This is a genomic window from Streptomyces sp. NPDC001480 (assembly GCF_042894725.1).
Classification (GTDB): Bacteria; Actinomycetota; Actinomycetes; order Streptomycetales; family Streptomycetaceae; genus Streptomyces.
Map to the genome: position 1 here is coordinate 40,720 of NZ_JBIAVX010000009.1, position 21,051 is coordinate 61,770.

The following is a 21,051-nucleotide window of genomic DNA, read 5'->3' on the forward strand; positions in this document are numbered from 1 at the left end:
CGCATGTCCGTCCCCACACCCCGCATCCCCAGCACGGCCAGCGAGGGGCCGATGAGCTACGCGATCTTTCAGCTCGCCCGTGCTCACCGGGCCCGCGCCGCCGCCATGCTCCGCGAGATGGACCTGCATCCCGGACAGGAACTGCTGCTGATGCAACTGCTGGACCGGGACGGCCAGACCCAGTCCGAGCTGCTCGAAAGCGTCGGCCTGGACCACTCCACGGTCTCAAAGTCCCTGCGCCGCATGCAGGACGCCGGCCTGCTCGTCCGCGAGCCGGCCGAACACGACCGGCGCGTCATGGTCGTCCACCTCACCGACAGGGGCCGTGCCATGCGCGAGCCCCTGGCAGCCATGTGGCGGGCCCTGGAGGAGACCTCCGCGCTGAACCTGTCGGCGCAGCAGGCAGAGTCCTTCGTCCGCACCGCCTACGCCATCGCCGACGCGATCAACAGCCGTGCTCTTCCGCGGGAACAGTCTGAGTAACTGGCTTGCACGCCGGCTTCGGCCTGAAGTGCGAATCGCTTCCGGCGTTCCTGCGAAGTGGACAGCTGCTGCAGCGTAGTTGGCTCACGACGGCCGGTGCTGAACGGAGCCAGGCTCCCCAACTGTCGGAAGCCCGGTGAGTCAAGCCGGCCGATGTGGCGGGCCCCCGCTCACCCCCTGGACGTCAGGCAGAACGGGCTGAGCGGGGCCAGGGGCAAGCGAGCCGGGCTTCCTCAGGAGGAGCGTCGCATGCCCGGGCGTAGTTGAGCACGGTCTGCAGCTTGGGCACAGTGTCGCCGGAGGCGGCCCGCTGGAGGGTCGTGGGGGTGGCAGCCGGCCCGTACCCGCCAGGGCGCCGTAGCCCTGGCGGGTACCGGATCGTTGTTCTCGCAGCCACTCCTGCAGTTCGCGCAGCGCCTTGTTGCTGATGGTGAGCGGCTTCTCGGGACGGCACACGACCGTCCCCTCACGCAGCCGGGGCGAGCAGGGCCCGGAGAACGGCCCGCATCCATCAGCTGGCGGACCCGGTGATCAGGCCGACCACGATGGCGGCGGTCAGGCCGGTGCCCGCGAGCAGCTGCAGCACGACGACGAGCCTCGCTGGCGAGGTCAGTGGTTCAGGTGCGGCCAACCAGTCGACGTGCCCGTCCTCTGGTTGGGTACCCGGCGAGCCCTCCTGAGGTGCCGACCGTCCGAACGACCTGGTGGCACCTCACCTGCCGGCTGACGGCGGCGCGCACCACCATGTTCACCCCAGTACAGGACGCTGCCTGCTGCCAGGGCAAAGCCGATTCCCGCGCCCACCACAGCACCGAAGATGCCTCCCGAGGCGAAGCCGAACACAGCTCCGGTCAGCAGCCCCATCAGCGAGGCACGGATGAAATACCTGCGAATCCTCTCGTCCACAAAATCACCGCCTTTCACAGGGCCCTCTGCCCCGCCCTGCGACAACTAATCGATCGGATCGTCACATAGGGTGAACGAGCGGTACTGTCGCCGCGCAGGCCCAGGAGCAACACCCGAATCGCCGGGCGTCCGGCAGTCCGGTCTGCTTGCACGGTGGCCCGCATCCTGGCCCGCATCGCTTGTCAGGCGAGGACGGTGTCATCGTCCGCGGCCGCCACACCGATTACGACAGCCCCGGCTCCGCGACGTGTTCGCGCCCCGCCGTGGAGAAGCTCAGCAGCGAGCCGCCTCCCTTATCCCCGTGCTCTGACGAGTGCCGGGCGTACCGATCCGAACTCAGGGTGAAGAGGTGCAAAGTGATGCCAGGAGGCAGACGTTCTCAGCACGCTGGGGAACACCACGCACCCTCGAGGCCCACCTGGTGCAGCCCGAGGTCGTGATGGAGGTGGCCATCGACATCGCCCGGGGACAGCGCGGGACGCGGGCGGCACCCGGCCCGGCCCCACCGCATCCGCACGGACGTCGACGTGGCGCAGGTACAGCTGTTCGGCGAGGACGCCACCTCGTCATGAGCCTTCTAACGCGCCATAGGAGACGGTCGCCGACCGGGCTCACGCGCACGAACACGTCAACGCCCAGGTCAGGGGCCGAACGTCGTTCAGGTCGTACAACCTTCACCCAGCTCCGCGTGTCCAACCGCAAGCGGGAAGCATCATTCCGCTTGCACACACAGGAGCACCACATGAACAGCACTGCGCTGATGACCTTCAAGAGCCACATCGAGGGCAAGAACGCCGATGTGTCCGTCTACCACGACCGGATCGAGTGGGCACGCAACCGTGGCGTGAGCGGCAAGAAGCTCACGGCGGGATTCCTGACCGGCGGGATGTCGCTCCTGGCCACCGGAGTCCGGGGCTCCGACGCGGGTACCGAGATGATCCCGGTGAAGAACATCTCCAGCGTGGTCACCAAACGGGACGGGTTCATGTACACCAAGGTGGTGGTGGTCGCCTCGGGCAACACCATCGACTTCCGCGTGCCCCACGACTCGGCACCCCGCATCAAGTCCCTTCTGACCGACCTGGTACTCGGCAAGGTCCCCGCCCCCGGACAGACTCCTCCCCCGCCCGCTCAACCCGCGGCCCCCAGCCCGCAGGCGGGCGGCGCCGTCGAACAGCTCAAGCAGCTCGCCCAGCTGCGCGACGCCGGCATCCTGACGGAGGATGAATTCGCCGCAAAGAAGGCCGAGATCCTCGCCCGGATGTAAGCCGCATCGCCCCAACCAACAACCGACCAACCAGTCCTGCCCGGGCCGTCGGCACGGCTGCGGCCCTCTTGATGTGGCAAGGGGCCGCAGCCGATGCCGGCGCAGCCAGCGACCGCCAACTCATCAGCACAGAGGGGACCGCTCACTCCACAACGGCGTCCTCGACCGTCACACGCACATCCAGAACCCTGTCAGCCCCGGTCAGCTCCAGCACACGCACCAGCTGCGGCGACGGCGCAGCCACCCGCAGATCCGTCTGACCGTGAACGCGCAGCAGCAGCGTCAAGAACACCGAATCCGCAAACGACACCCCCGCAGCATCCACCACCACCCGGGGACGCGCCCGCGCGGCAGCCCCCAGCGCTTCAGCCAACGCACCCGAAGTGTTCAGATCGAACTCCCCGCGGACAACGACCACCCAGGCCTCACCCTGAGCAAACTCCGCCACCACCGCATCCCCGCCCATGCCGGGCGAGGAATCCAACGGCTCACGCCGCCGCTCAACCCCACCGGTCATAGATCTCATTATGTCGGCCCGACCTCTGGCCAAGAGTCTGTTCCCGGAACGCCGCTACGGGCCGGTTGCTGGAAGCGGCAACTCAAATCTACGCAGGGAGCCGGCCGACGAGCGGTCCCGAGGTGCAGCACAACCATCGGTGCCCCTCGGGGTCTCTTCTCGCTGCCGGTGCCGCGCCACTGGCCGTCCGTGAGGATGGCGGCCTTGTCGTCCCCGCATCGCCCACACAGCGGTGACATGTCGGCAGACTGGTGCGCGCGGCGTTGCCAACGGCACGGTGCCCCGGGCCTGTCGACTCCGGACTGCTTCCTGTCGCTCATACCTGCCCTGAGGCGAGGCGAGGTGTGCCGAGCCGGGACGGCTGCATCCGGCGGGCAGCAGCGGGTGGGCACTGCGCAGCTTGGCGGCTCACCTCAAGTTCAGCTCAGAAAAAGATCATCTACTTGATGCGGGCATGACCGGACCGTAGTGTCCAGAGCACCGCCTCCGCCTGTGACCAGGGCGGATGGGAACCATGGGGGAATACGAATGACCCTCGGCATGCGCCGAACTGCCATCGCGTCCGGTGCCGCGCTGTTGCTCTGCCTGGGCACCATGGGCACCGCAATCGCGGATGAGGAGCTTCCGACGTCGTCGGCAAGTGACACGGAGCAGCCCGTAGCCACCGACGATGTAGCAGACCAGGACGGTGCTGACATCAACGACCGTGCCGACTGGGAGGACGGCGAGGCCACCAGTGTGGTGAATCCTCACTACTGCGACGGCCCGCAGACCTGGATCGAGATCACGTCCAAGAAGCCCTGGCAACTTGACATCCATAGGGGCATCAAACTTGCTGTCCGCTAGGAAGCAACATTGCTGGTCGCCGCCATCAACGAATGGCTGTGACCGGCACGCGACCACGTCTCAAGCCCACACCGCCCTGACCACGGCGTGGCCCGCTGCTGCCGCCCGCCCATAGAACCCTTGCAGGCCCCTGTGACCGTCGAGGAACTCCTGCCTGACCTGCTCCTCGTCCCAGCCGGTCCAGACGAGCTTGGCACCGGCGACGTTCCACAGCTCGTCGAACGAGGCACGTGCGAGGAAGCCTGCGGCCTGTGACACCCCAGGCGGCTCCAGAATCCCCAGGGGCGGGTTGGAAGGGTCCGCATCGGCGCTGTGTGCCACTGACCGCCCGCCGTAAATCGGTAGTTCCCAAGAGTCGTCGGCATCCGCATCGAGGACATCGGCAGCGGCGTAGAGGTCATTGACAGAGCCCCAGAACTTGTCGATCGACTCGGCGATGCCCGCTGCGTACTCGTCGGGATGGTTCTCCCAAGCCTCCCACATGAACGCTGCAAGCCAGGTGTGGTCGTCCCGGATCTCGGATTCCGCGACGGCGCGCATGTGCATGTGGATGCTCACGGCGACGAGTCCTCCCAGTTCGGCGGCCCGCCTGTCGGGCCGAACGGAGAGAAACTACTCGACGGCACTGACTACGCAATGCCCGTCCCTTAACGCCGGGATCCCCGGCTCTCCGCAAAGCCGACTGGCACCCGTTTCGCCTCGCGGCATCACGCAGCGCAGCAGGACGCGATGGCCCGCAGATCATTCGTGCCACAAGCAGACCTCTGCGAATCTGCGCAGCGGGCCGTCCTCACGTGCCGATCTAGAAGTTGAATGTGGCCACGACGGGTGAGTGGTCGGAGGGCTGGTCGTGCGGCGCGGCCGGCTGTGTGCCTGTGACGGTGGGCAGCTTGTTGGTTGCGGTGTGGACTTCCTGGAGCTTGGCCAGCAGCGAGTGGCTGATGAGGATGTGGTCGATCAGCTCGGGCTGGCCTTCGAAGGTGCAGGAGTAGCCGCCCTCTTTGAGGATGCGCGGGGCGAGGTTCCACAACCGCTTGGCGTCGCCCTGGTCGGGGTGGTCGAAGCCGCCGGTGTCGATCTGGGAGCCGGGCGGGCCGTAGAGGATCTGGGTGGTGGCGGCCTGCCAGTCGTCGTTGAAGTCGCCCAGCACGATCACGTCACGGTTGATGCCGTCGCCCTGGAGGAGTTCGTCGGCCAGGTCGCGCATGGTGACGGCCTCGGCGCCGCGGCGGAAGAGGGCGTAGGCGGCGTAGCGGGCGCGCAGGCCTTCGTCGTGGGTGCTGTGCTGGTTTCCGGAGGCCAGCAGTTTGGATTTGAGGTGACAGACGGCCACATGAAGGCTCTTGCCGGGGGCCGGCTCCACGCGGACGGCCAGACCGCCGCGGCCCATCTCGGCGATGGTGGTGCCATCGTCCTCGACCTGGACCGGGCCCACGTGACCGGGGAAGTTGATGCGCTGCTGGATGTCCAGCAGCGGCCAGCGGCTGATCACGCCCACCCGGATGCCGCGGGCGTCGGGGTGCTCCGAAACCGTGGCGTGCCAGGTTCCCGGCAGCTTGGCCACCAGGTCGCCCAACGCCTCCTGGCCGCCGACCTCCTGCGCACCCAGCAGATCGGGCCCGATCTCGTTGATCACACCCGCCAACGCCTCGACCTTGGCCTCGTAAGCGGCCTCGTCGCTGGCCGCGCACCGGGTGCTCGAATGCGGGCTGCCCGGCGGCAGCGGCCGGCAGAAGAGCACGCTGTACCGCTCTTGCGGACCGGCCCCCCAACCGAGATGGCCCGCCCCGAAGCGTCAGACCCGCCCGGCCCGGATCCGGCCGACATCGGTGAACGGGACGAGCACTCGTCGGCAGCGAACGCTGTCGGCACACCGGGCGTCTTGCGTGCGCCGAACATGTCACTGCCTCGCCGTGCCTCCGTCGAGGGGTGCAGCCCGGCGATGCGCTGCCCGAGGTGCGGCACGCAGGCTGGGGGCAGACCATGAAGTCATGCCGGACTCATCTCTACCGTCCGGGCCAGGACCGACCGCAGAAGCGGCGTCGCGCCGACCGGACCTCGATGGCCGGGGGCTGCGGGCGTGGGTGCTGCCTGCTGTGTGCGGCTGCATAGTGTTCGTGGGCCTCTTCGTTCTGGTCTTCGTCGATGTCGTCGCTTGGTGGTTCAGTACCCACACGTGGACGTGGCCCGGCGTCGGCGGTTGACCGGCCGTAGGGACTCCGAGGCAGATTCATCCCGGTCGGTCGGGTGACCGGCCGGTCTCGCGCAGGTGCCGACGGCGTTCGGAGTAGGCGAGGTCGTCGCGCCAGAGGCGGCCCGCCGCCGTGCGCATCAGCGGGCGCAGGACCGGGGCCAGGGCGCGGGCCAGGGCGAAGCCAGGCCGCTTCGAGGTAGCGACGACGGCTTCCACCACGGCGGTACGCGGCCGGCCGAGTTCGTCCGGACCCAGAGGGGTGGCGTGCGTCTCCACCACGGATCCGAGCCCCTCACCGTCGGTGATCCGCATGAGCACCGTACGCGGCTCGGGAGCGGTGAACTCCGCCCTCACCGGCACCACGATGCGCCGGGCGAGGCGGAAGGAGACGTCGACGACGAAGGCTTCGTCGTCCTCGGGGTCGCCAGGCGCCCTCACAACGCTGAGGTCCACGAACGAGTACGGGTGCAACCACGCGCCGTGCCACGGGTCGAGGCGGTTTGCCACCACATCCCTCGGCTCACAGGTCCCCACGCCCGTCCAGACCGCGTGCACGGATGCCGTGAGCGCGGGCCTGAACGGCACCACCGGAGCGCGCGTGGGCTCTTCGCCGCCGACCGCGTCCAGCCTCACCCACGTCAGCACGCCGTCGTCGTGGACGGGCAACGGCTCCCAGCCGGCGTACGCCGATCCGTCGAGGGACAGACCGTGCCAGTGGCACACCAGGGTGCCGCAGTGCACAGGGCTGTCCGCCAGCGGCGCGCCCAGATGGGGGCACTGTCCCGGGCCGCCCACCAGGCGTCCGCGTGCGTCGCGCCAGACGACGACCTCCGTACCCGCGATGGTGCCCGACAGCGGGCGGGTGGGCGTGACGTCCGCGGTGGCGCCCACCACGTACCAGTTGCCCGACGGGCGGGCCAGGGCGCGCCGGAGTGCTCCCGCGATGACGGCGGGCCGTGCCTGCCGCCATGTGGGCGCCTGGTGCTCCCAGCGCACCGGGCGGTGCCGCAGACGCAGCAGGGACAAGGCTCTGCCCGGGCGCGGGTCGGGGCTCATGCGGGCTTCTGCGCGGTGACCGGGCAGGCACTGGCCGTACCGGTGGAGGCGGACCTGGCGCGGTGGCGCGCGGCGAACCGGGCGGCCGCAAGCCGGGTGAGTCCGTCCGCGGCGACGGCTGCGCGCCGGCGCCGGGAGACCACCGCGCGCCGGTGCAGTACCGCGTACCCGTCGTCGGCGATGGCGTCGAGGATGCTTCCGTAGAGCACATAGGCGGCCCGGATGCAGGGGCGCGCCACCGGGTCCAGCATGGCAAGGCCTGGTGCGGCCTGCCGGTAGACGGCCCGGGTCAGCTCCTCCCCGGCTCGCAGCGCGGCCTCGATGCGCCGGTCCCCTCGCCCGGTGCTCCTGCTCCAGAGCAGCAGGTCCCGGTCGACGCCGTGCGCGGCGAGCAGGTCCTCGGGCAGGTAGACGCGGCCCCGGTCCAGGTCCTCACCGACGTCACGCAGGAAGTTGGTCAGCTGGAAGGCCACACCCAACGCTGCCGCGTGCGGCGCCGCCTCGGCCCGGGGCACGACGGTGCCGAGCACGGGCAGCATCTGCAGTCCGATGACCGCGGCGGAACCATGCATGTACTGACACAGGCTGTCGTAGGTGGCGTACGCGCCCACGTTGAGATCAGTGCGCATCGACGCCATGAAGTCGGTGAAGTGGGCCGGGTCGATGGCGTAGCGGGCAGCGGTGTCGGCAACGGCGAGCACCACCGGTTCACCGGCCGGCGGGAAGCCGTCGAGCGCTCGCCGCAGCCGTCCCTCGAGCCGGTCCAGGGCTGCCGCGCGCTGCGCGGGCGTGGCCGCACGGCCGAGGTCGTCGACGATGTCGTCGGCCCACCGCGCGAAGCCGTACAACGCGTGCACGGCCGGCCTGCGTGCCGCGGGCAGCAGCCGGGTGGCCAGGAAGTAGGTGCGGCCGTGACGGGCGTTGAGCCGACGGCACCGCTCGTAGGCGGCGCGCAGGGCCGGGTCGGTGATGCCGGCGGCGTCGAGTTCACGGCGGCTCACCGGGCCTCGCCTCGCACGGCCGCGGCGCGCGCCGGCCGGCGGCGCGGAGGTGGAGATCCGGTGATCCGTGCCGCGGCCAGTCTGCCGGAGACCAGCACGGTCGGTACCCCGACGCCGGGGGTGGTGCCGCAGCCGGCCAACACGACGTTGTCGACGCCGCGCACCAGGTTGCGGGGGCGGAAGGGACCGGTCTGGGCGAAGGTGTGGGCGGCCGAGAAGGGTGTGCCTGCGGCGTGGCCCTGCTCAGTCCAGTCGGCGGGTGTCAGCAGGCACTCCTCTTCGATGGCGGAGGCGATACCGGTCATTCCCCGGCGCTCCAGGGTGGCCAGGAGGTCGTCGCGGTACCGCGGAGCGAGCCCGGCCCAGGACGCGGCGGGCATCCCGACCTCGGTGTTGGGGCAGGGGGCCAAGACGTAGTGCAGGTGCCGTCCCTCGGGTGCCAGGCCGGGGTCGCCGGCGGTGGGCCGGGTGATGAGCAGGGAGGGATCGGTCATCAGCGAGCCGGTCCTGGTCAGTTCCTCGAAGGTGCGCTCCCAAGCGGCGCCGAAAGACAGCGTGTGGTGGGCGAGGTGCGACCAGGTGCGGGTGGTGCCGATATGCAGGACGACGGCCGACGGGGCGTAGCGCAGGGGGACCGGGCGGCGCGGACGGCGGCCCAGGAGCCGGTGAGCGACCGGCAGGTCGGGGGTGAGGACGACGGCGTCGCAGGGGATGCGTTCATGCGCCGTGCGGACCGCGGTGACCCGCTCCCCCCGCCTTTCCAGGTGCGTGACCTCATGGCCGAAGCACAGCTCGGCGCCGGCGTCGGCAGCGGCGGCGGCCATGGCACGGGGCAGTGCGTGCATCCCGCCCCGCGGGAAGTACACGCCGGCCACGGTGTCCATGTACGCGATGACGGCGTAGGCGGCCAGGGCACGGGCCGGGGCGACACCTGCGTAGAGGGCCTGGAAGGAGAACACCCGCCGCAGGCGCTCGTCGGTGAGGAACCGTGCGATGCGTCCGTCCAGCCGGCCGAAGCCGCCGAGGGCGGCGAGCCGCGCCAGGTCGGGCGTCAGCAGGCCCAGCGGGGAGTCGAAGTTGACGTCGATGAACCGCCGCATCTGCACCGCGTACAGCCGCTCGAGCCATGTTCGCAGCCGCCGGTAGCCCGCCGCTTCGCGGGTTCCGGCGAACCGCTCGACCTCCGCCTCCATCGCGGCGGCGTCGGTGTGCACGTCCAGGGTGCTTCCGTCCGCGAAGCAGGCCCGGTAGGCGGGGTGCAGGGGGATGAGGTCGACGCGGTCGGCGAGTCGCTCGCCGACCGCCGCGAACGCTTCGTCGGCCAGCTGCGGCATCGTCAGCACGGTCGGTCCGGTGTCGATGAGGTAGCCGCCGAGGTCCCGTCGTCCGGCCCGGCCTCCGGGCAGTGCATCGCGCTCGACGACGGTCACGCGCCGGCCGGAGCCCAGCAGGTGCAGGGCCGCCGACAGGCCCGACAGGCCGGCGCCCACGACCACGACGTGGTCCGTTCGACCGCGCACCGTCCTCATCGTTGTCCCCGCCCGGTTCCGAGGAGCATCCAACCGTTGTCCGCTGCGCAGGTATGCGGACCGGACCGGCAGCCCGCCGCCGCCCGCAGCAGCTCCCGCAGCCGCTCGGCGGCGGGCTCGCGCAGGGCGGCGTCCGCCAGCCGCCGCACGCTGCCTCCGCCGAGCCGCTCCGCCCGGCGTTCCACCACCTGGCGGGCTCCGGTGCGCTCCAGCACCCGCTGTACCTCGGCGAGCCGGCTCTCGGTCAGCCTGTCGGCGCCCACACACCCGTCCAGCACGACCAGCGCCTCGGTGTCGCCGCTCGCCCCGGCCCTGGCCCGGGCCACGGCGACCAGGTAGGTCGGTTTGCCCTGCCGGATGTCGTCGCCCGAGGGCTTGCCGGTGGCGTGCGGTGCGCCGAAGACTCCGTGGAGGTCGTCACGGAGCTGGAAGGCGATGCCCGCGCAGCGTCCGGCCGCCGACAGGATCCGGGTGGTCCGCGCGTCGGCTCCGGCGAGCGCGGCACCGAGCACCATCGGCCGTTCCACCGAGTACAGCGCGCTCTTGAGGCAGGCGATCCGCACGGCGCGGGCCGGAGAGGACACCGCGGTCGCCTGGCCGTGCAGGTCCAGGTACTGCCCCGCCACCATCTCGGTGCGCATGACCCGCCAGATCTCCCGTACGGCGTCGGCGGCCGGTGCCGGCAGGGCCGCACCGGCGACGATGTCGTCCGCCCAGGCCAGAGCGAGGTCGCCGACGAGGATCGCGGCGGCCTTGGCGAAGTCGGGGCCTGCCGTGGGGTACTGGTGGCCGATGTCGGTGTGCAGCGCGGGACGGCCCCGGCGTAGGGCGGAGTCGTCCATCACGTCGTCGTGCACCAGCGCGCAGGTCTGGAGCAGTTCGAGGGCCGCCGCGATCCGCAGTGCGACCGCGGTGTGCCGGGCGTCGCCCCCTGCGGCGCGGAAGGACCACCACAGCAGCTGCGGCCGGTTCCGCTTGCCTCCGTGCAGGGTGAAGCCGGCGAGCCGGGTGGCCAGGTCGTCACCGAAGACGGTGTCGAGCGACGTGCAGTGGGCGAGGCGCTCGTCGATGATCTGCTCCAGACAGCGCCTGACGGCAGCCGGCACGTCGGCGTCCACGGCCGCCGGGTGCGGAGCGGGCGGAGCGAGCTGGCCCTCGGCAGGGCTTAGCGGTACTCGCCGGATCCCATTCGAAACGCCATGGGCCCTGCTGGTGCGCATCCCGGTTCCTCTCGTCGATAGGAATCGGCTCAAAGGGGCGTTCTGGGCTTCTCCGGCCGCGCATGCCGGTGCGGATGTACTGCCGGGACCCCGCGCGCGGAAGACCGCGGCGCGCGGGGCATCCGAAGACGCCCGACACCGCGCTTGGGCAACCCCGGGGCACTCGGGATCGCCCCTTGCCGCGCTGCCGGACGCCGAAGCTCGCCCGCGCCCCGTCCGCCCGCGCCGAAAGCCTGCGAACCATGCGCCGATGCATTCCCCGCCCTGGCCGGTCTGCCGCGGGCCGGGCACAGAATGCCCCCGCCGGCCACCCGTTCGGCGGGCAGCGTCGCAGGGCGGACCAGTCCGGCGTGCATCCGTCAGCGGGACCGGGCCGGAACACTACGCCGTGGCGGAACTGACCTGCACCCGGCATCACGGCCTGCCCGGCCGGCCACTTGGCCGACGGGCAACGTCGCGGGCCGGACCAGCGTGGCGCGCATCCGTCGGCCGGACCGGGCCGGGATACTCGCCGCAGCAGCCGCGCCCGCAGAGGGTGGAGGAGAAGCCGAGGAGGAGTCGAGGAGGAGGGCGTGGTCGAGTGGGACTTCGTCATCGTCGGTGGCGGTGCCGCGGGTCTTTCCCTGGCGCACTGGTTGCCGACGGACACGGCCCAGCGGCCGGCGGTGTCCGTCGTCCTGGTCGACGCGCCGGCGGGGCCCCTGCGGGCGCCGCGGCGTACGTGGTGCTTCTGGGAAACAAGCCCTGGCCGCTACGACCCAGCGGTGACGGCCTCCTGGGAGTGGCTGCGCGTCCACAGCCGGCACGGAACCGCCGTACGACGCCACATCGCACCGCTGAGCTACAAGATGATCCGCTCCGCTGACTTCGAGGCGCTGGTGGGCCAAGACCTGGCGCAGCGGCCGCGGATCCGGCGACTGCACGCCATCGTCCACGACGTGGCCGCCTGCCCCGACGGGACGGCGCGCGTGACGGCTACGGACGCCTCCGGTGCCCGCGTCGATCTGGCCGCCCGTTGGGTGTTCGACTCCCGCCCCCCGCACCGCCTGCCCGCCGCCCGCACCCACCTGCTTCAGCACTTCCGCGGCTGGTTCGTCCGCACCCGGCGGCCGACGTTCGACCCGGACGTGGCCGACCTGATGGACTTCCGCACGCCGCAGCCGACGCGTGGACTGTCGTTCGGTTACGTCCTGCCCACCAGCCGGCACACCGCACTGGTCGAGTACACCGAGTTCGGCCCGGCACCGCTGACCGTTGACGCCTACGACGCCGCACTGGAGCACTACACCCGCCGCGTGCTGGACACCGGCCCGGTGCAGGTCCAGGCGACGGAACAGGGGGTGATTCCGATGACCGACGCCATGCTCACCGACTGCGCCGCACGCACGGTGTTCCCCATCGGAGTCGCCGGCGGCTGCACGCGTGCGTCCACCGGCTACACCTTCGCCGCGATCCAACGGCAGGCGGAGGCCGTCGCCCGGGCCGTCCGCGCGGGCCGCCGTCCCGTGCCACCGCCACCCCACGGAAGACGCGCCCGGATGATGGATGCCGTTCTCCTGCGCGCCCTGGACACCGGCCGCATCGACGGCCCCGACTTCTTCTACCGGCTGTTCGAGCGCGTCCCCACGGTGCGGCTGCTGCGGTTTCTGGACGGGCGCACCCGGCTGCACGAAGACCTCGCGGTCGGTGTACGCGCCCCCGTGGCCCCGATGCTGCGCACGGCCGCGGAACTGCTGTGGCTGCCCCGCCGCCCCTCCCCCGCCCCCGCCCCCGACCGATCGGCCGGGGCGGACGGCCCGGCGCCGAGGAGTTCGTCATGACCTTGCTGCACGACGCGGAGCTCGCCGCAGCGTTCGACCGGGGCGCCGGCAGTTACGACCGCTTGGTGACACTGAACCCGGGTTACCACGCTCAGTTGCGCCGCTCCGCCCGGCGCCTCGCCCTGGCAGTCGGCGCGGCCGGGCACCGGGTGCTCGACCTCGGCTGCGGCACAGGTGCCTCGACCGCGGCCCTGGCCGCCGCCCTGCCGCACGCGGAGATCGTCGGGGTGGACGCCTCGGCGGGCATACTGCGCCGGGCCGCCGCCAAAGCCTGGCCAGCCCGGGTGAGTTTCGTCCACGCCCCGGCGGAGGACCTGGGCACGACCGGCGTGGGCGCCCCGTTCGACGCGGTCTTCGCCGCCTACCTGTTCCGCAACCTGGCTGATCCCGACGCGGTCCTGCGCACGGTGCTGGAGCTGCTGACGCCGGGGGGCCGACTCACGGTGCACGAGTACGCGCTCAGCGGCCGACGCGTGGACCGCGCGGTGTGGGCCGCTGTCTGCGGGGGCGTCATCCTGCCGCTCGGGGCAGCCACCGGCAACGGCGAGCTCTACCGCCATCTGCGGCGCAGTGTCGCGCGGTTCGACACCGCGTCGGCGTTCAGCGACCGGATGAGCCGGGCCGGATTTGACCAGGTGCGCGTGCTGCCGCTGCCGGGCTGGCAGACGGGCATCACGTACACGTTCGTCGCCCGGCGGCCGCCCGAGCGTCCCGGCGGTGCTCGGTGAACGGCCGCGTCGACGGCCGGCCGCCCGGGCGGGACCGGCGGGCGCAGGCCGTGCCTGTCCGGCCGGGAACGGACCGGGTCCGGGATGATCCGCCAGTCACCGCGGTGATCGGCGGCGGCATCGCCGGTCTCGCCGCGGCCACGGTTCTTGCGGAGCGGGGCGTTCGCGTGGTGCTGTACGAGCGCGAGCCTTTTCTGGGCGGTCGGGTGGCGGGATGGCCGATCACCCTGCCCGACGGCAGCCGCGCCACGATGAGCCGGGGCTTCCACGCCTTCTTCCGGCAGTACTACAGCCTGCGGGCTCTGTTGCGCCGGGTGGATCCCGCGCTGGGCATGCTGACCAGCCTGCCCGACTACCCCCTCCAGCACAGCAGCGGTCTGTGCGACAGCTTCCGCCACGTGCCACGCACGCCACCGTGGAACGCGCTCGCCTTCGCCGCGCTCAGCCCTACGTTCCGACTCAGGGACCTGCTGGCCATGCGCCCCGGCTCCGCGCTCCCCCTGTTGGACGTCCGCACACGCCGGGTCCACGAGGACCTCGACCAGGTCAGCGCCGACGCCTTCCTGGACGCTGTGCGCTTCCCGCGGGCCGCGCGGCATCTGGCTTTCGAGGTCTTCTCCCGCAGCTTCTTCGCCGACCCGCGGCAGCTCTCGGCAGCCGAGATGGCGCTGATGTTCCACATCTACTTCCTCGGCTCGAGCGAGGGCCTGCTGTTCGACGTGCCCCGCGAGCCGTTCCCCACGGCCCTTTGGGAACCGCTGGCGTGCCACCTGGCGCGGTACGGCACCGAGGTGCGCACCGCCACGCCCGTCGAGGCCGTCCATCCCGGCCCGGACGGCGGCCACCTCGTGGCGGACGCGACCGGGAGTCGGCGCTTCGACGCCGTGGTGCTGGCCATGGACACCGGTGGTCTGCAGGCGGTGGTGAGCCGCTCCCCGGGGCTCGGCGACAGCCCGTGGCGCGATCGGGTCGCGCGGCTGCGCACGGCCTCGCCGTTCCTGGTGTCCCGGCTGTGGCTGGACAGCCCTCCCGAACCCACCCGGCCCCACTTCCTGGGCACCAGCGGCTACGGGACGCTGGACAACGTCAGCATCCTGTCCCGGTGGGAGTGCGAGGCGACGCGCTGGGCCGCGCGCACCGGAGGTTCGGTCGTCGAACTCCACGCCTACGCCGTGCCGCCGACCACCGACCGCGACACGACCGAACGACATCTCGTCGAGCAGATGCACCGGGTGTACCCGGAGACGCGCCGGGCTCGAGTCGTCGCCGCGCGGCACGAGTGGCGGGCGGACTGCCCCCTGTTCCCCGTCGGCGGGTACACCCACCGCCCCACGGTGCGCACCCCCGACCCGGCCGTCGTCGTCGCCGGCGACCTGGTCCGCACCGACCTCCCCGTGGCCCTGATGGAACGTGCAGCCACCTCGGGCTTCCTCGCCGCCAACGCCCTGCTGGAGCGGTGGGGAGTGCGCGGGGAGATTGTCTGGACGGTCCCAGACCGCGGCCGGTACGCGCTGCTGCGCGCCCTGGCGTCCCGCCGCCGGCCCGGACGGCGGGACCGTGGGGGCGGCGCAGAGCGGAAGCACCCGGGACTCGGGTAAGGCAGGGCGACGGCGACGTCAGGGACCCGACCCGGACATCAAGTGCCGCCTGCGGTGTTCGCCGCAGTATCCGGCGGTCGGCCCGTCCGGCGCGGCGCCGTGGACCTAAGTGAGCCGTGGATCACCTCGGCGCACTGCTGTTCAGCAGCCGCTGGAAGCCGTCCGGAGTGCCGCGCCCAGCCCATTCCGCGAACTGCCAGCCGTTCTTGCGCGTCGCCCGCCCCAGCAGACCATGGGCTTAGAGGCCGTTCTCTATCCGAACCTCATGTGGAATCTTCGCTGGTCAGGCTTGAAGTAGCTATTGCTGCGGGAGCCTCGGTTTGTTGCCGAGTGAGACGTCGTGGAGGTGGCAGACGGCTGCGACGCAACTACCCCGAAGTCGGCTGGCACACCTTCACCGACTGGGCCGTCGCCCAGGACTGGCCCACAGTCCTGTCCACGACGCCGGCGCATCAGTGACATCCTCCGGCGCAACTGCGACGCCGGCACCAGCCACACGTAACACGCGAAGGAACACGCCAATGAAACCGATCGGCTACTGGCTCAACCGCACCGACAAGGCCCTCACCCGCTACATGAACGACATGCTGGAGGAGTCCGGCCTCACACGCATCGCGTGGCAGGCCCTCAACGTCATTCACGACACCACCGAGGTCGCCGACACCGAAGTCCTGTCGCATCTCGCCGCCAACGCCGACAGCGCCACGCTGACCGCCGCCATCGACACCGTTCTCGCCGACGGCTGGGCGGACCGTTCAACACCGGGCCGGCTCACCCTCACCCCTGGTGGCAACCAGCGCCTGACCGACGTCGCTGCACGCGTCGACGCGTTTCGCGACCTGTCCACAACAGGCATCTCCCTGGACGAGTACCGCACTGCCGTCCGTGTCCTGGAACGCATGAGCCACAACCTGGAATCAGCGACGAGCGCCGGCTGATCCCGCCGGCACGGATCTGCGGGACCCTCGCGATCTGCGCCCTTGCAGCGCTGGCCACCGCGTCGGCCGCGACGTGGCATGCCGGTACACGCTACGGGGCAGTCAGTGCCGGTGGCCGGTGGCGAGGATTTCGGCCCGGCCGTCCGCCGCAGGCGCTTGCGGAGTCGGGGCGCCTGCGGTGGGGGTGGCGAGGACCGCCGCCGCGCTGAGGGCGCGCCGCATCCTGACCGGCCGCCCACCGGCAGTGCACGACCGGAACGAAAGCGCCACGGAAAGCGACGCCAAATACGTCCGCAGTCACCCGGCCGGGATGATGACGATGTGCACCACCACTCGCCCTCGGTCCGCCAGCAGAACAGCCTTATGTCCGTTCTACGTGCATCTAGGTAGAGTCGGTCAGCTGAACGGACCAGTTCCCGGCGCGCCACGTCCCGGGCCAGAAGTAGCAGGGGTTCCGATGGACAACAGTGACAGCTGTCAGCGTCTGGTGGCTTGCGAGATAGATCTTGCCGACGGCCGGCGAGTCTGGGTGCACGGCTTTCCGTGCGGCAAGCCCGCGCTCGTACGGCTCCCCGGCCAAGAGGCATGCGCCGACCACCTCACGACACCCACTGACATCACCAGCCGCTAGACCTGGTGACGGCCACCGGCAGCACATTGGCAGGCGGCGCGGGAGCCCGTAGGGCCGAGACAGCCAGCCCCTGCTCTCTGCACTGCTCATCGCTGTCCGGCAGGACTCAGACCTCACCGCGCCACGCGCCGGTCTCCGTGCCGCCGCGGGACTCGATGAACCCCTTGAACCGCTTCAGGTCACCGGTGGCCTGTCGCTTGACGAAGCCGAGCTTGTCCCCGACGGTCTCCGCCAGGCCCTCGGGCTCGAAGTCGAGCTGCAGCATGACCTTGGTCGTCTGGTCGTCGATGTAGTGGAAGGTGACGACACCGGCCTGGTGGGCCTCCCCGCCGACCGAGCTCCAGGCCACCCGCTCGTCCGGGATCTGCTCAGTGATCTCCGCGTCGAACTCCCGCTCCACCCCACCGATCTTCGTCTTCCAGTGCGTGAGCGTGTCCGTGCGCTGCTCGATCCGCTCGACACCGTCCATGAACTGCGGAAAGTCCTCAAACTGCGTCCACTGGTTGTAGGCGGCGCTGACCGGGACGTGGACCTCGATGGATTCCTCAACCTGTGACATGGCCGATCCTCTCTACGAACCGTGACGGCTTTCGCCAAGCAGCCGGGTTTCCAGTTCCGTCAGCAGTCATGCTTGCGAGCATCCGGGCCGCAGCGGCCGCCGACGCGGGAAAGGCCAGCAGTGTCGGCTCCTGCCAAGGGGGGACAACGCAGCAGCTCATTCGCATTGAAGTGAAGCGATGACTCAACGGCCCGTGGATGCCCCCGTCCGGGCCACCAGGGATAGCGGCCGGCCCGTGGCCGGGTGAGGGGGGACAGAGTCTCGACTTCTCTGCCGCTTGCGCCGCCGAAGGAGCACCCCCATGTCCGGACGCCATATCGCCCTCCGCAGCCTGCACGACCTGGGACTGGCGGCATGGTTCGGCGGCTCCCTGATGGGCACGGCCGGTCTCAACGGCGCGGCACGTCAGGAGGGCGCCACGGATGCGGCCAAGGCGCGGATCGCGTCGGCCGGCTGGACGAAGTGGATGCCGGTCAGTGCCGCCGCGATCGGCGCCCATCTCTACGGTGGCAGCGGCCTGCGTCGACCCCCACGACCTTGAGGAGGCGGCCCGGCACCCCTTCGACACCGACAAGGCCCAGCGCCAGCTCGCCTGCGTGCAGTGGGCAGTGCCCGCTCTCACCGGATGCCTGGTGGTGCTCAACGCACTGCAGGGCGAACAACAGCGGCCCCTCGAACAACTCCACGGCATGTGGGAACACGCCCGCTCCACCGTCCCGCTCATGCACTGACCACCAGCAAGCAGCACTGCTACAACGGGCTGCGGCGGAAAAGAATGGGGAGCGCACGCCGCACTGGAGCGCGCCGGGGTGCGGCATGCATGTATACGTCGGGCGCCAGAGCCCGCCGAGCCGAGCTCATCGCCGACAGGCCGCAGGCGCTGGCCAGGCCACAGAGCGGCGGGCACCCATTCCAGCACTAGGTCCGGCCCGGCGTCCGGCACTCCGGACAACGTCGAAGGAACGCTTACACGCCCGGGGTGTTCCAGTCCGCGGGCGGTGGCGCGGGCGGGATCGGGTCGGGCAGAGCGAGGGTGGATATGTCGCTGTGGGCCGCGGCTTCGAGGTCGTGGTCGGCTTCGGCTGCCGCCATGGCGCCCAGGCGCTGCGGGGCCGTGGGTGTGGTGGCAGGGGCGAAACGCTGCCGGCGCAGAGCCTGAGCCTTCTTGGCTTCCTCACGCAGGCGGCGGGCCCGGGCTGTACGGGTACGCCGCAGGGCGTCGAGCTGCTCGGGCGTGGCGGCGTCGGGGAGGTGGGCAGGCTCGAGATGGCGCCCGGCAGGGTCGAAGACCTCGATCTCGTGGTCGTGATGGGGCAGGTAGCGGATACGGACACTGCGGCCTGCCTGGCCGGGTCCGCACCGACGTAGTCACGGCCGCGCCAGCGTACCCCGTGGCTGGTCAGCTTCCGCGGCCGGCCGTCGTCCTCCAGCATCAGAGCCCACAGAGCGGCCTGGGGGGATGAGGGCTGGCTCTTGGCCGGGTGGCTGGGTGGGCACGAGGGCTGGGACGGGGCGGTCCGGGGGTGGGTGGGGTCTCTCTCGTGTGCGGGAACAGGTGGCGTGGGAGCGGGTTCGGTGCCAGGTACTCAGGGTTCGATGGCGAGGTGTTCGATGAGGTCGTCGCGCAGCGTGAACCGATAGCGGAGATCGATGGTGCCGCCGGGGAAGTTGCCTTCGAGGTGGTGTGTGGCGATGTAGTGGGCCGCGTCGGTCTGCTGGGCGTTCGTGAGGTGGACGGTGTAGGCGAATTCGGTGGCGGATCGGTCCAGCCACCGCTCGATCGCGGCGCTTCCCTGGTAGGTGTTGCCGTCGTCGATCACTGTGGCGTCGTCGGTGAACGTCGTGACCGCGGTGGCGGTGTCGTGGGCGCGGTGCGCTGTGAGGTAGCGGGTGATCACCGCGGGCAGGTCGTCCGGGGTGATGGTCCGGGGCTGGTTGTCGTGCATGACGCTCCTGAAGGTGGGGGCGGGTTCAGACGGTGGGGGTGGTGCCGCCGTCGATGACGTGTTCGGCGCCGACGATGGCCGAGGCGCGGTCGGAAACGAGGAAGGCGACGAGCTCGGCGACCTCCTCGGGCCGGTTGGGACGGCCGAGCGGGATGCCTCCCAGGGAGTCCATGAGCCGGCCCAGCGCCGCTTCCTGGCTGATGCCGGCGTCGTGGGCGATCCGGGTGACGAGGTTGTCGGCGGCCGAGGTCTGGACGAAGCCGGGCGAGACGGTGTTGACGCGGACGCCGTGCGGGGCGACCTGGTTGGCCAGACCCTTGCTGTAGGTGGTCAGGGCGGCCTTGGCGGCGGCGTAGGCCAGGGTGCCGTTCCACAGCGGCATGCGGCGCTGGATCGAGGTGACGTGCACGACCGCGCCCTTGCCCGTGGCGATCATGTGCGGGAGGAGTGCGCGGTCCAGGCGGACGGCGGCCAGCAGGTTCGTGTTCAGCTCCCTGGCCCAGTCGTCCTCGCCGAGCGCGGCGAATCCTCCTGCCGGTGCCTCGGAGCCGCCGAGGGTGTTGACCAGGATGTCGACGCCTCCCATGCGGGCGTCCACCTCGGAGGCGACGTGGGCGGCGCCCTGGGCGGTGGACAGGTCGGCGGTGATGAACGTCTTCTCCTCGACGTCGTCGGGGCGGCTGCGGGCGGTGACCAGCACGGTCGCGCCGGCCTCGGCGAGCCGTCGGGCGATCGCGGCTCCGGTGCCCTTGGTGCCGCCGGTGACCAGAGCGCGTCGGCCTTCGAGGGATTCGCTGATGGATGCGGTCACGTTGTGCTCCGTTCCCGGGCGCGGGTATACGAGGAGCCGCTCCCGTCTCGACTGCTAAAATAGAAGCTATTAACTTCGACATTAGCAGTAACTGAGGGGATGGTCGCCGTGGCGAGCCGCATCAGGCTGGAGGACCGGGAGTGCCCGCTGTCCACGACGGTGGAACACGTCGGCGAGTGGTGGACACTGCTGATCCTCCACGACGCCTTCGACGGCTACACCCGCTTCGACCAGTTCCAGGAGAGCCTGGGCATCTCCTCCAGCATGCTCACCACCCGGCTGAAGACCCTGGTCGCCGACGGTCTGCTGGAGCGCCGGCCCTACCAGACCAGCCCCGTCCGGCACGAGTACGTCCTGACCGAACTCGGGCGCTCCCTGCGCCCGGTGATCGTCGCCCTCGCCGCGTGGGGCAACTCCCGCCTCACACCGACGGAGCGCAGCATGATCCTCGTCAACGCGCACACCGGCGAGGAAGTCGAGCCCGTCGTCGTCGACGCCAAGACCGGCCGCCGACTCGACGACAGCGCCGCCTACGTCTTCACCGCAGGCCCCGCAGCCAGCGACGCGATGCGCACCCGCTACGCGGCACGGCCGGCCATTCCAGCAGAAGAGGCCTAAGCCCCCCGGAAGAGCCTCGTACAGCCTTCAGCAGGGCCGCAAGCACGGGCTGCACCTGACCAGCCTTGCGGCACCGGCTTGTCGCCGGCGTGATACCTGCCAACCCTCCCCAGTCATTGAGAACTGGATCAAGTGAGGCGAGGAGCAACACCGGTCGTTTCCAAGGCTCTGCAATCGAGCTCGGCGGCCGTCCCGCCGCCCGGCTGTGCCACCGGCTGCGGCTGACCGCGGGCCGGACCCGGCTTCTCAGGCTACTGACGGCGCCGGCGGTGCCGGACCGTGCGCCGCGGGTGCTGGGGGTGGACGAGTTCGCCTTCCGCAAGGGCTGCACCTACGGCACGTGCTGGTCGACGTCGAGGCCGGCCGGGTCGTGGACGTACTGC

At 70.9% G+C, this 21,051-nt stretch carries 19 protein-coding genes and 1 pseudogene; 9 read left to right on the top strand and 11 right to left on the bottom strand.

Going from position 1 to position 21,051, the window contains the following annotated elements; translation table 11 throughout:
• Positions 1-3: 3 nt before the first annotated feature.
• Complete coding sequence (locus ACFY01_RS22755) at positions 4-483, top strand: MarR family winged helix-turn-helix transcriptional regulator (protein WP_390737551.1); 480 nt, start codon at positions 4-6, stop codon at positions 481-483.
• Between the two features lie 1,648 nt (positions 484-2,131).
• Positions 2,132-2,656 carry an SHOCT domain-containing protein gene (locus ACFY01_RS22760; RefSeq protein WP_390737552.1) on the top strand — a complete coding sequence of 175 codons (525 nt, stop codon included), beginning with the start codon at positions 2,132-2,134 and terminating at the stop codon, positions 2,654-2,656.
• A 142-nt stretch (positions 2,657-2,798) separates the two neighbouring features.
• Here ACFY01_RS22760 and ACFY01_RS22765 read toward each other — a convergent pair whose 3' ends face one another.
• Positions 2,799-3,173, bottom strand: coding sequence for an STAS domain-containing protein (locus ACFY01_RS22765; RefSeq protein ID WP_390737553.1), 375 nt, complete (start codon positions 3,171-3,173; stop codon positions 2,799-2,801).
• Between the two features lie 528 nt (positions 3,174-3,701).
• Between ACFY01_RS22765 and ACFY01_RS22770 the strand changes: the two genes are divergently transcribed.
• Complete coding sequence (locus ACFY01_RS22770) at positions 3,702-4,019, top strand: hypothetical protein (protein ID WP_390737554.1); 318 nt, start codon at positions 3,702-3,704, stop codon at positions 4,017-4,019.
• Between the two features lie 60 nt (positions 4,020-4,079).
• Here the strand turns inward: ACFY01_RS22770 and ACFY01_RS22775 are convergent, their stop codons facing one another.
• The 6 genes from ACFY01_RS22775 to ACFY01_RS22800 all read right to left on the bottom strand — a co-directional run bounded on the left by ACFY01_RS22775 (position 4,080) and on the right by ACFY01_RS22800 (position 10,917).
• Positions 4,080-4,577, bottom strand: coding sequence for a DUF1877 family protein (locus ACFY01_RS22775; protein WP_390737555.1), 498 nt, complete (start codon positions 4,575-4,577; stop codon positions 4,080-4,082).
• Between the two features lie 244 nt (positions 4,578-4,821).
• Complete coding sequence (locus ACFY01_RS22780; protein WP_390737556.1) at positions 4,822-5,760, bottom strand: endonuclease/exonuclease/phosphatase family protein; 939 nt, start codon at positions 5,758-5,760, stop codon at positions 4,822-4,824.
• Positions 5,761-6,249: 489 nt separating this feature from the next.
• Positions 6,250-7,269 (bottom strand): DUF5914 domain-containing protein, encoded by a 1,020-nt coding sequence (locus ACFY01_RS22785; RefSeq protein ID WP_390737557.1) that lies wholly within the window; start codon positions 7,267-7,269, stop codon positions 6,250-6,252.
• Positions 7,266-8,270 (bottom strand): phytoene/squalene synthase family protein, encoded by a 1,005-nt coding sequence (locus tag ACFY01_RS22790; protein ID WP_390737558.1) that lies wholly within the window; start codon positions 8,268-8,270, stop codon positions 7,266-7,268. Before ACFY01_RS22790 ends, ACFY01_RS22785 begins: the two co-directional genes overlap by 4 nt.
• Positions 8,267-9,799 (bottom strand): phytoene desaturase family protein, encoded by a 1,533-nt coding sequence (gene crtI / locus ACFY01_RS22795; RefSeq protein ID WP_390737559.1) that lies wholly within the window; start codon positions 9,797-9,799, stop codon positions 8,267-8,269. The genes ACFY01_RS22790 and crtI overlap by 4 nt, the downstream gene beginning before the upstream one ends.
• A complete protein-coding gene (locus ACFY01_RS22800) occupies positions 9,796-10,917 on the bottom strand; it encodes a polyprenyl synthetase family protein (RefSeq protein ID WP_390737560.1) in 1,122 nt (373 codons plus the stop codon). Before ACFY01_RS22800 ends, crtI begins: the two co-directional genes overlap by 4 nt.
• A gap of 674 nt (positions 10,918-11,591) precedes the next feature.
• Here ACFY01_RS22800 and ACFY01_RS22805 point away from each other — a divergent pair.
• From ACFY01_RS22805 to ACFY01_RS22820, 4 genes are all read left to right on the top strand, one after another.
• Positions 11,592-12,839 (top strand): lycopene cyclase family protein, encoded by a 1,248-nt coding sequence (locus tag ACFY01_RS22805; RefSeq protein WP_390737561.1) that lies wholly within the window; start codon positions 11,592-11,594, stop codon positions 12,837-12,839.
• The gene (locus ACFY01_RS22810) at positions 12,836-13,567 is read left to right on the top strand and encodes a methyltransferase domain-containing protein (RefSeq protein ID WP_390737562.1); all 732 of its coding nucleotides are present in this window, start codon (positions 12,836-12,838) and stop codon (positions 13,565-13,567) included. Before ACFY01_RS22805 ends, ACFY01_RS22810 begins: the two co-directional genes overlap by 4 nt.
• A complete protein-coding gene (locus tag ACFY01_RS22815; RefSeq protein ID WP_390737563.1) occupies positions 13,564-15,165 on the top strand; it encodes an FAD-dependent oxidoreductase in 1,602 nt (533 codons plus the stop codon). The genes ACFY01_RS22810 and ACFY01_RS22815 overlap by 4 nt, the downstream gene beginning before the upstream one ends.
• 521 nt (positions 15,166-15,686) lie before the next feature.
• Entirely contained in the window at positions 15,687-16,103 is a 417-nt protein-coding gene (locus tag ACFY01_RS22820; RefSeq protein ID WP_390737564.1) for a MarR family winged helix-turn-helix transcriptional regulator, read from the top strand.
• Positions 16,104-16,840: 737 nt separating this feature from the next.
• Here the strand turns inward: ACFY01_RS22820 and ACFY01_RS22825 are convergent.
• Positions 16,841-17,293 carry an SRPBCC family protein gene (locus tag ACFY01_RS22825; protein ID WP_390737565.1) on the bottom strand — a complete coding sequence of 151 codons (453 nt, stop codon included), beginning with the start codon at positions 17,291-17,293 and terminating at the stop codon, positions 16,841-16,843.
• Between the two features lie 301 nt (positions 17,294-17,594).
• Here ACFY01_RS22825 and ACFY01_RS22830 point away from each other — a divergent pair.
• Positions 17,595-18,024: pseudogene (locus ACFY01_RS22830) on the top strand (hypothetical protein).
• Between the two features lie 235 nt (positions 18,025-18,259).
• Here the strand turns inward: ACFY01_RS22830 and ACFY01_RS22835 are convergent.
• From ACFY01_RS22835 to ACFY01_RS22845, 3 genes are all read right to left on the bottom strand, one after another.
• Positions 18,260-18,385, bottom strand: a complete 126-nt coding sequence (locus ACFY01_RS22835) for a hypothetical protein (RefSeq protein ID WP_390737566.1) — start codon at positions 18,383-18,385, stop codon at positions 18,260-18,262.
• 494 nt (positions 18,386-18,879) lie between these two features.
• Entirely contained in the window at positions 18,880-19,239 is a 360-nt protein-coding gene (locus ACFY01_RS22840; RefSeq protein WP_390737567.1) for a nuclear transport factor 2 family protein, read from the bottom strand.
• Between the two features lie 25 nt (positions 19,240-19,264).
• Positions 19,265-20,050 (bottom strand): SDR family oxidoreductase, encoded by a 786-nt coding sequence (locus ACFY01_RS22845; RefSeq protein WP_390737568.1) that lies wholly within the window; start codon positions 20,048-20,050, stop codon positions 19,265-19,267.
• A 99-nt stretch (positions 20,051-20,149) separates the two neighbouring features.
• Between ACFY01_RS22845 and ACFY01_RS22850 the strand changes: the two genes are divergently transcribed.
• The gene (locus ACFY01_RS22850; RefSeq protein WP_390737569.1) at positions 20,150-20,668 is read left to right on the top strand and encodes a winged helix-turn-helix transcriptional regulator; all 519 of its coding nucleotides are present in this window, start codon (positions 20,150-20,152) and stop codon (positions 20,666-20,668) included.
• Positions 20,669-21,051: the final 383 nt, after the last annotated feature.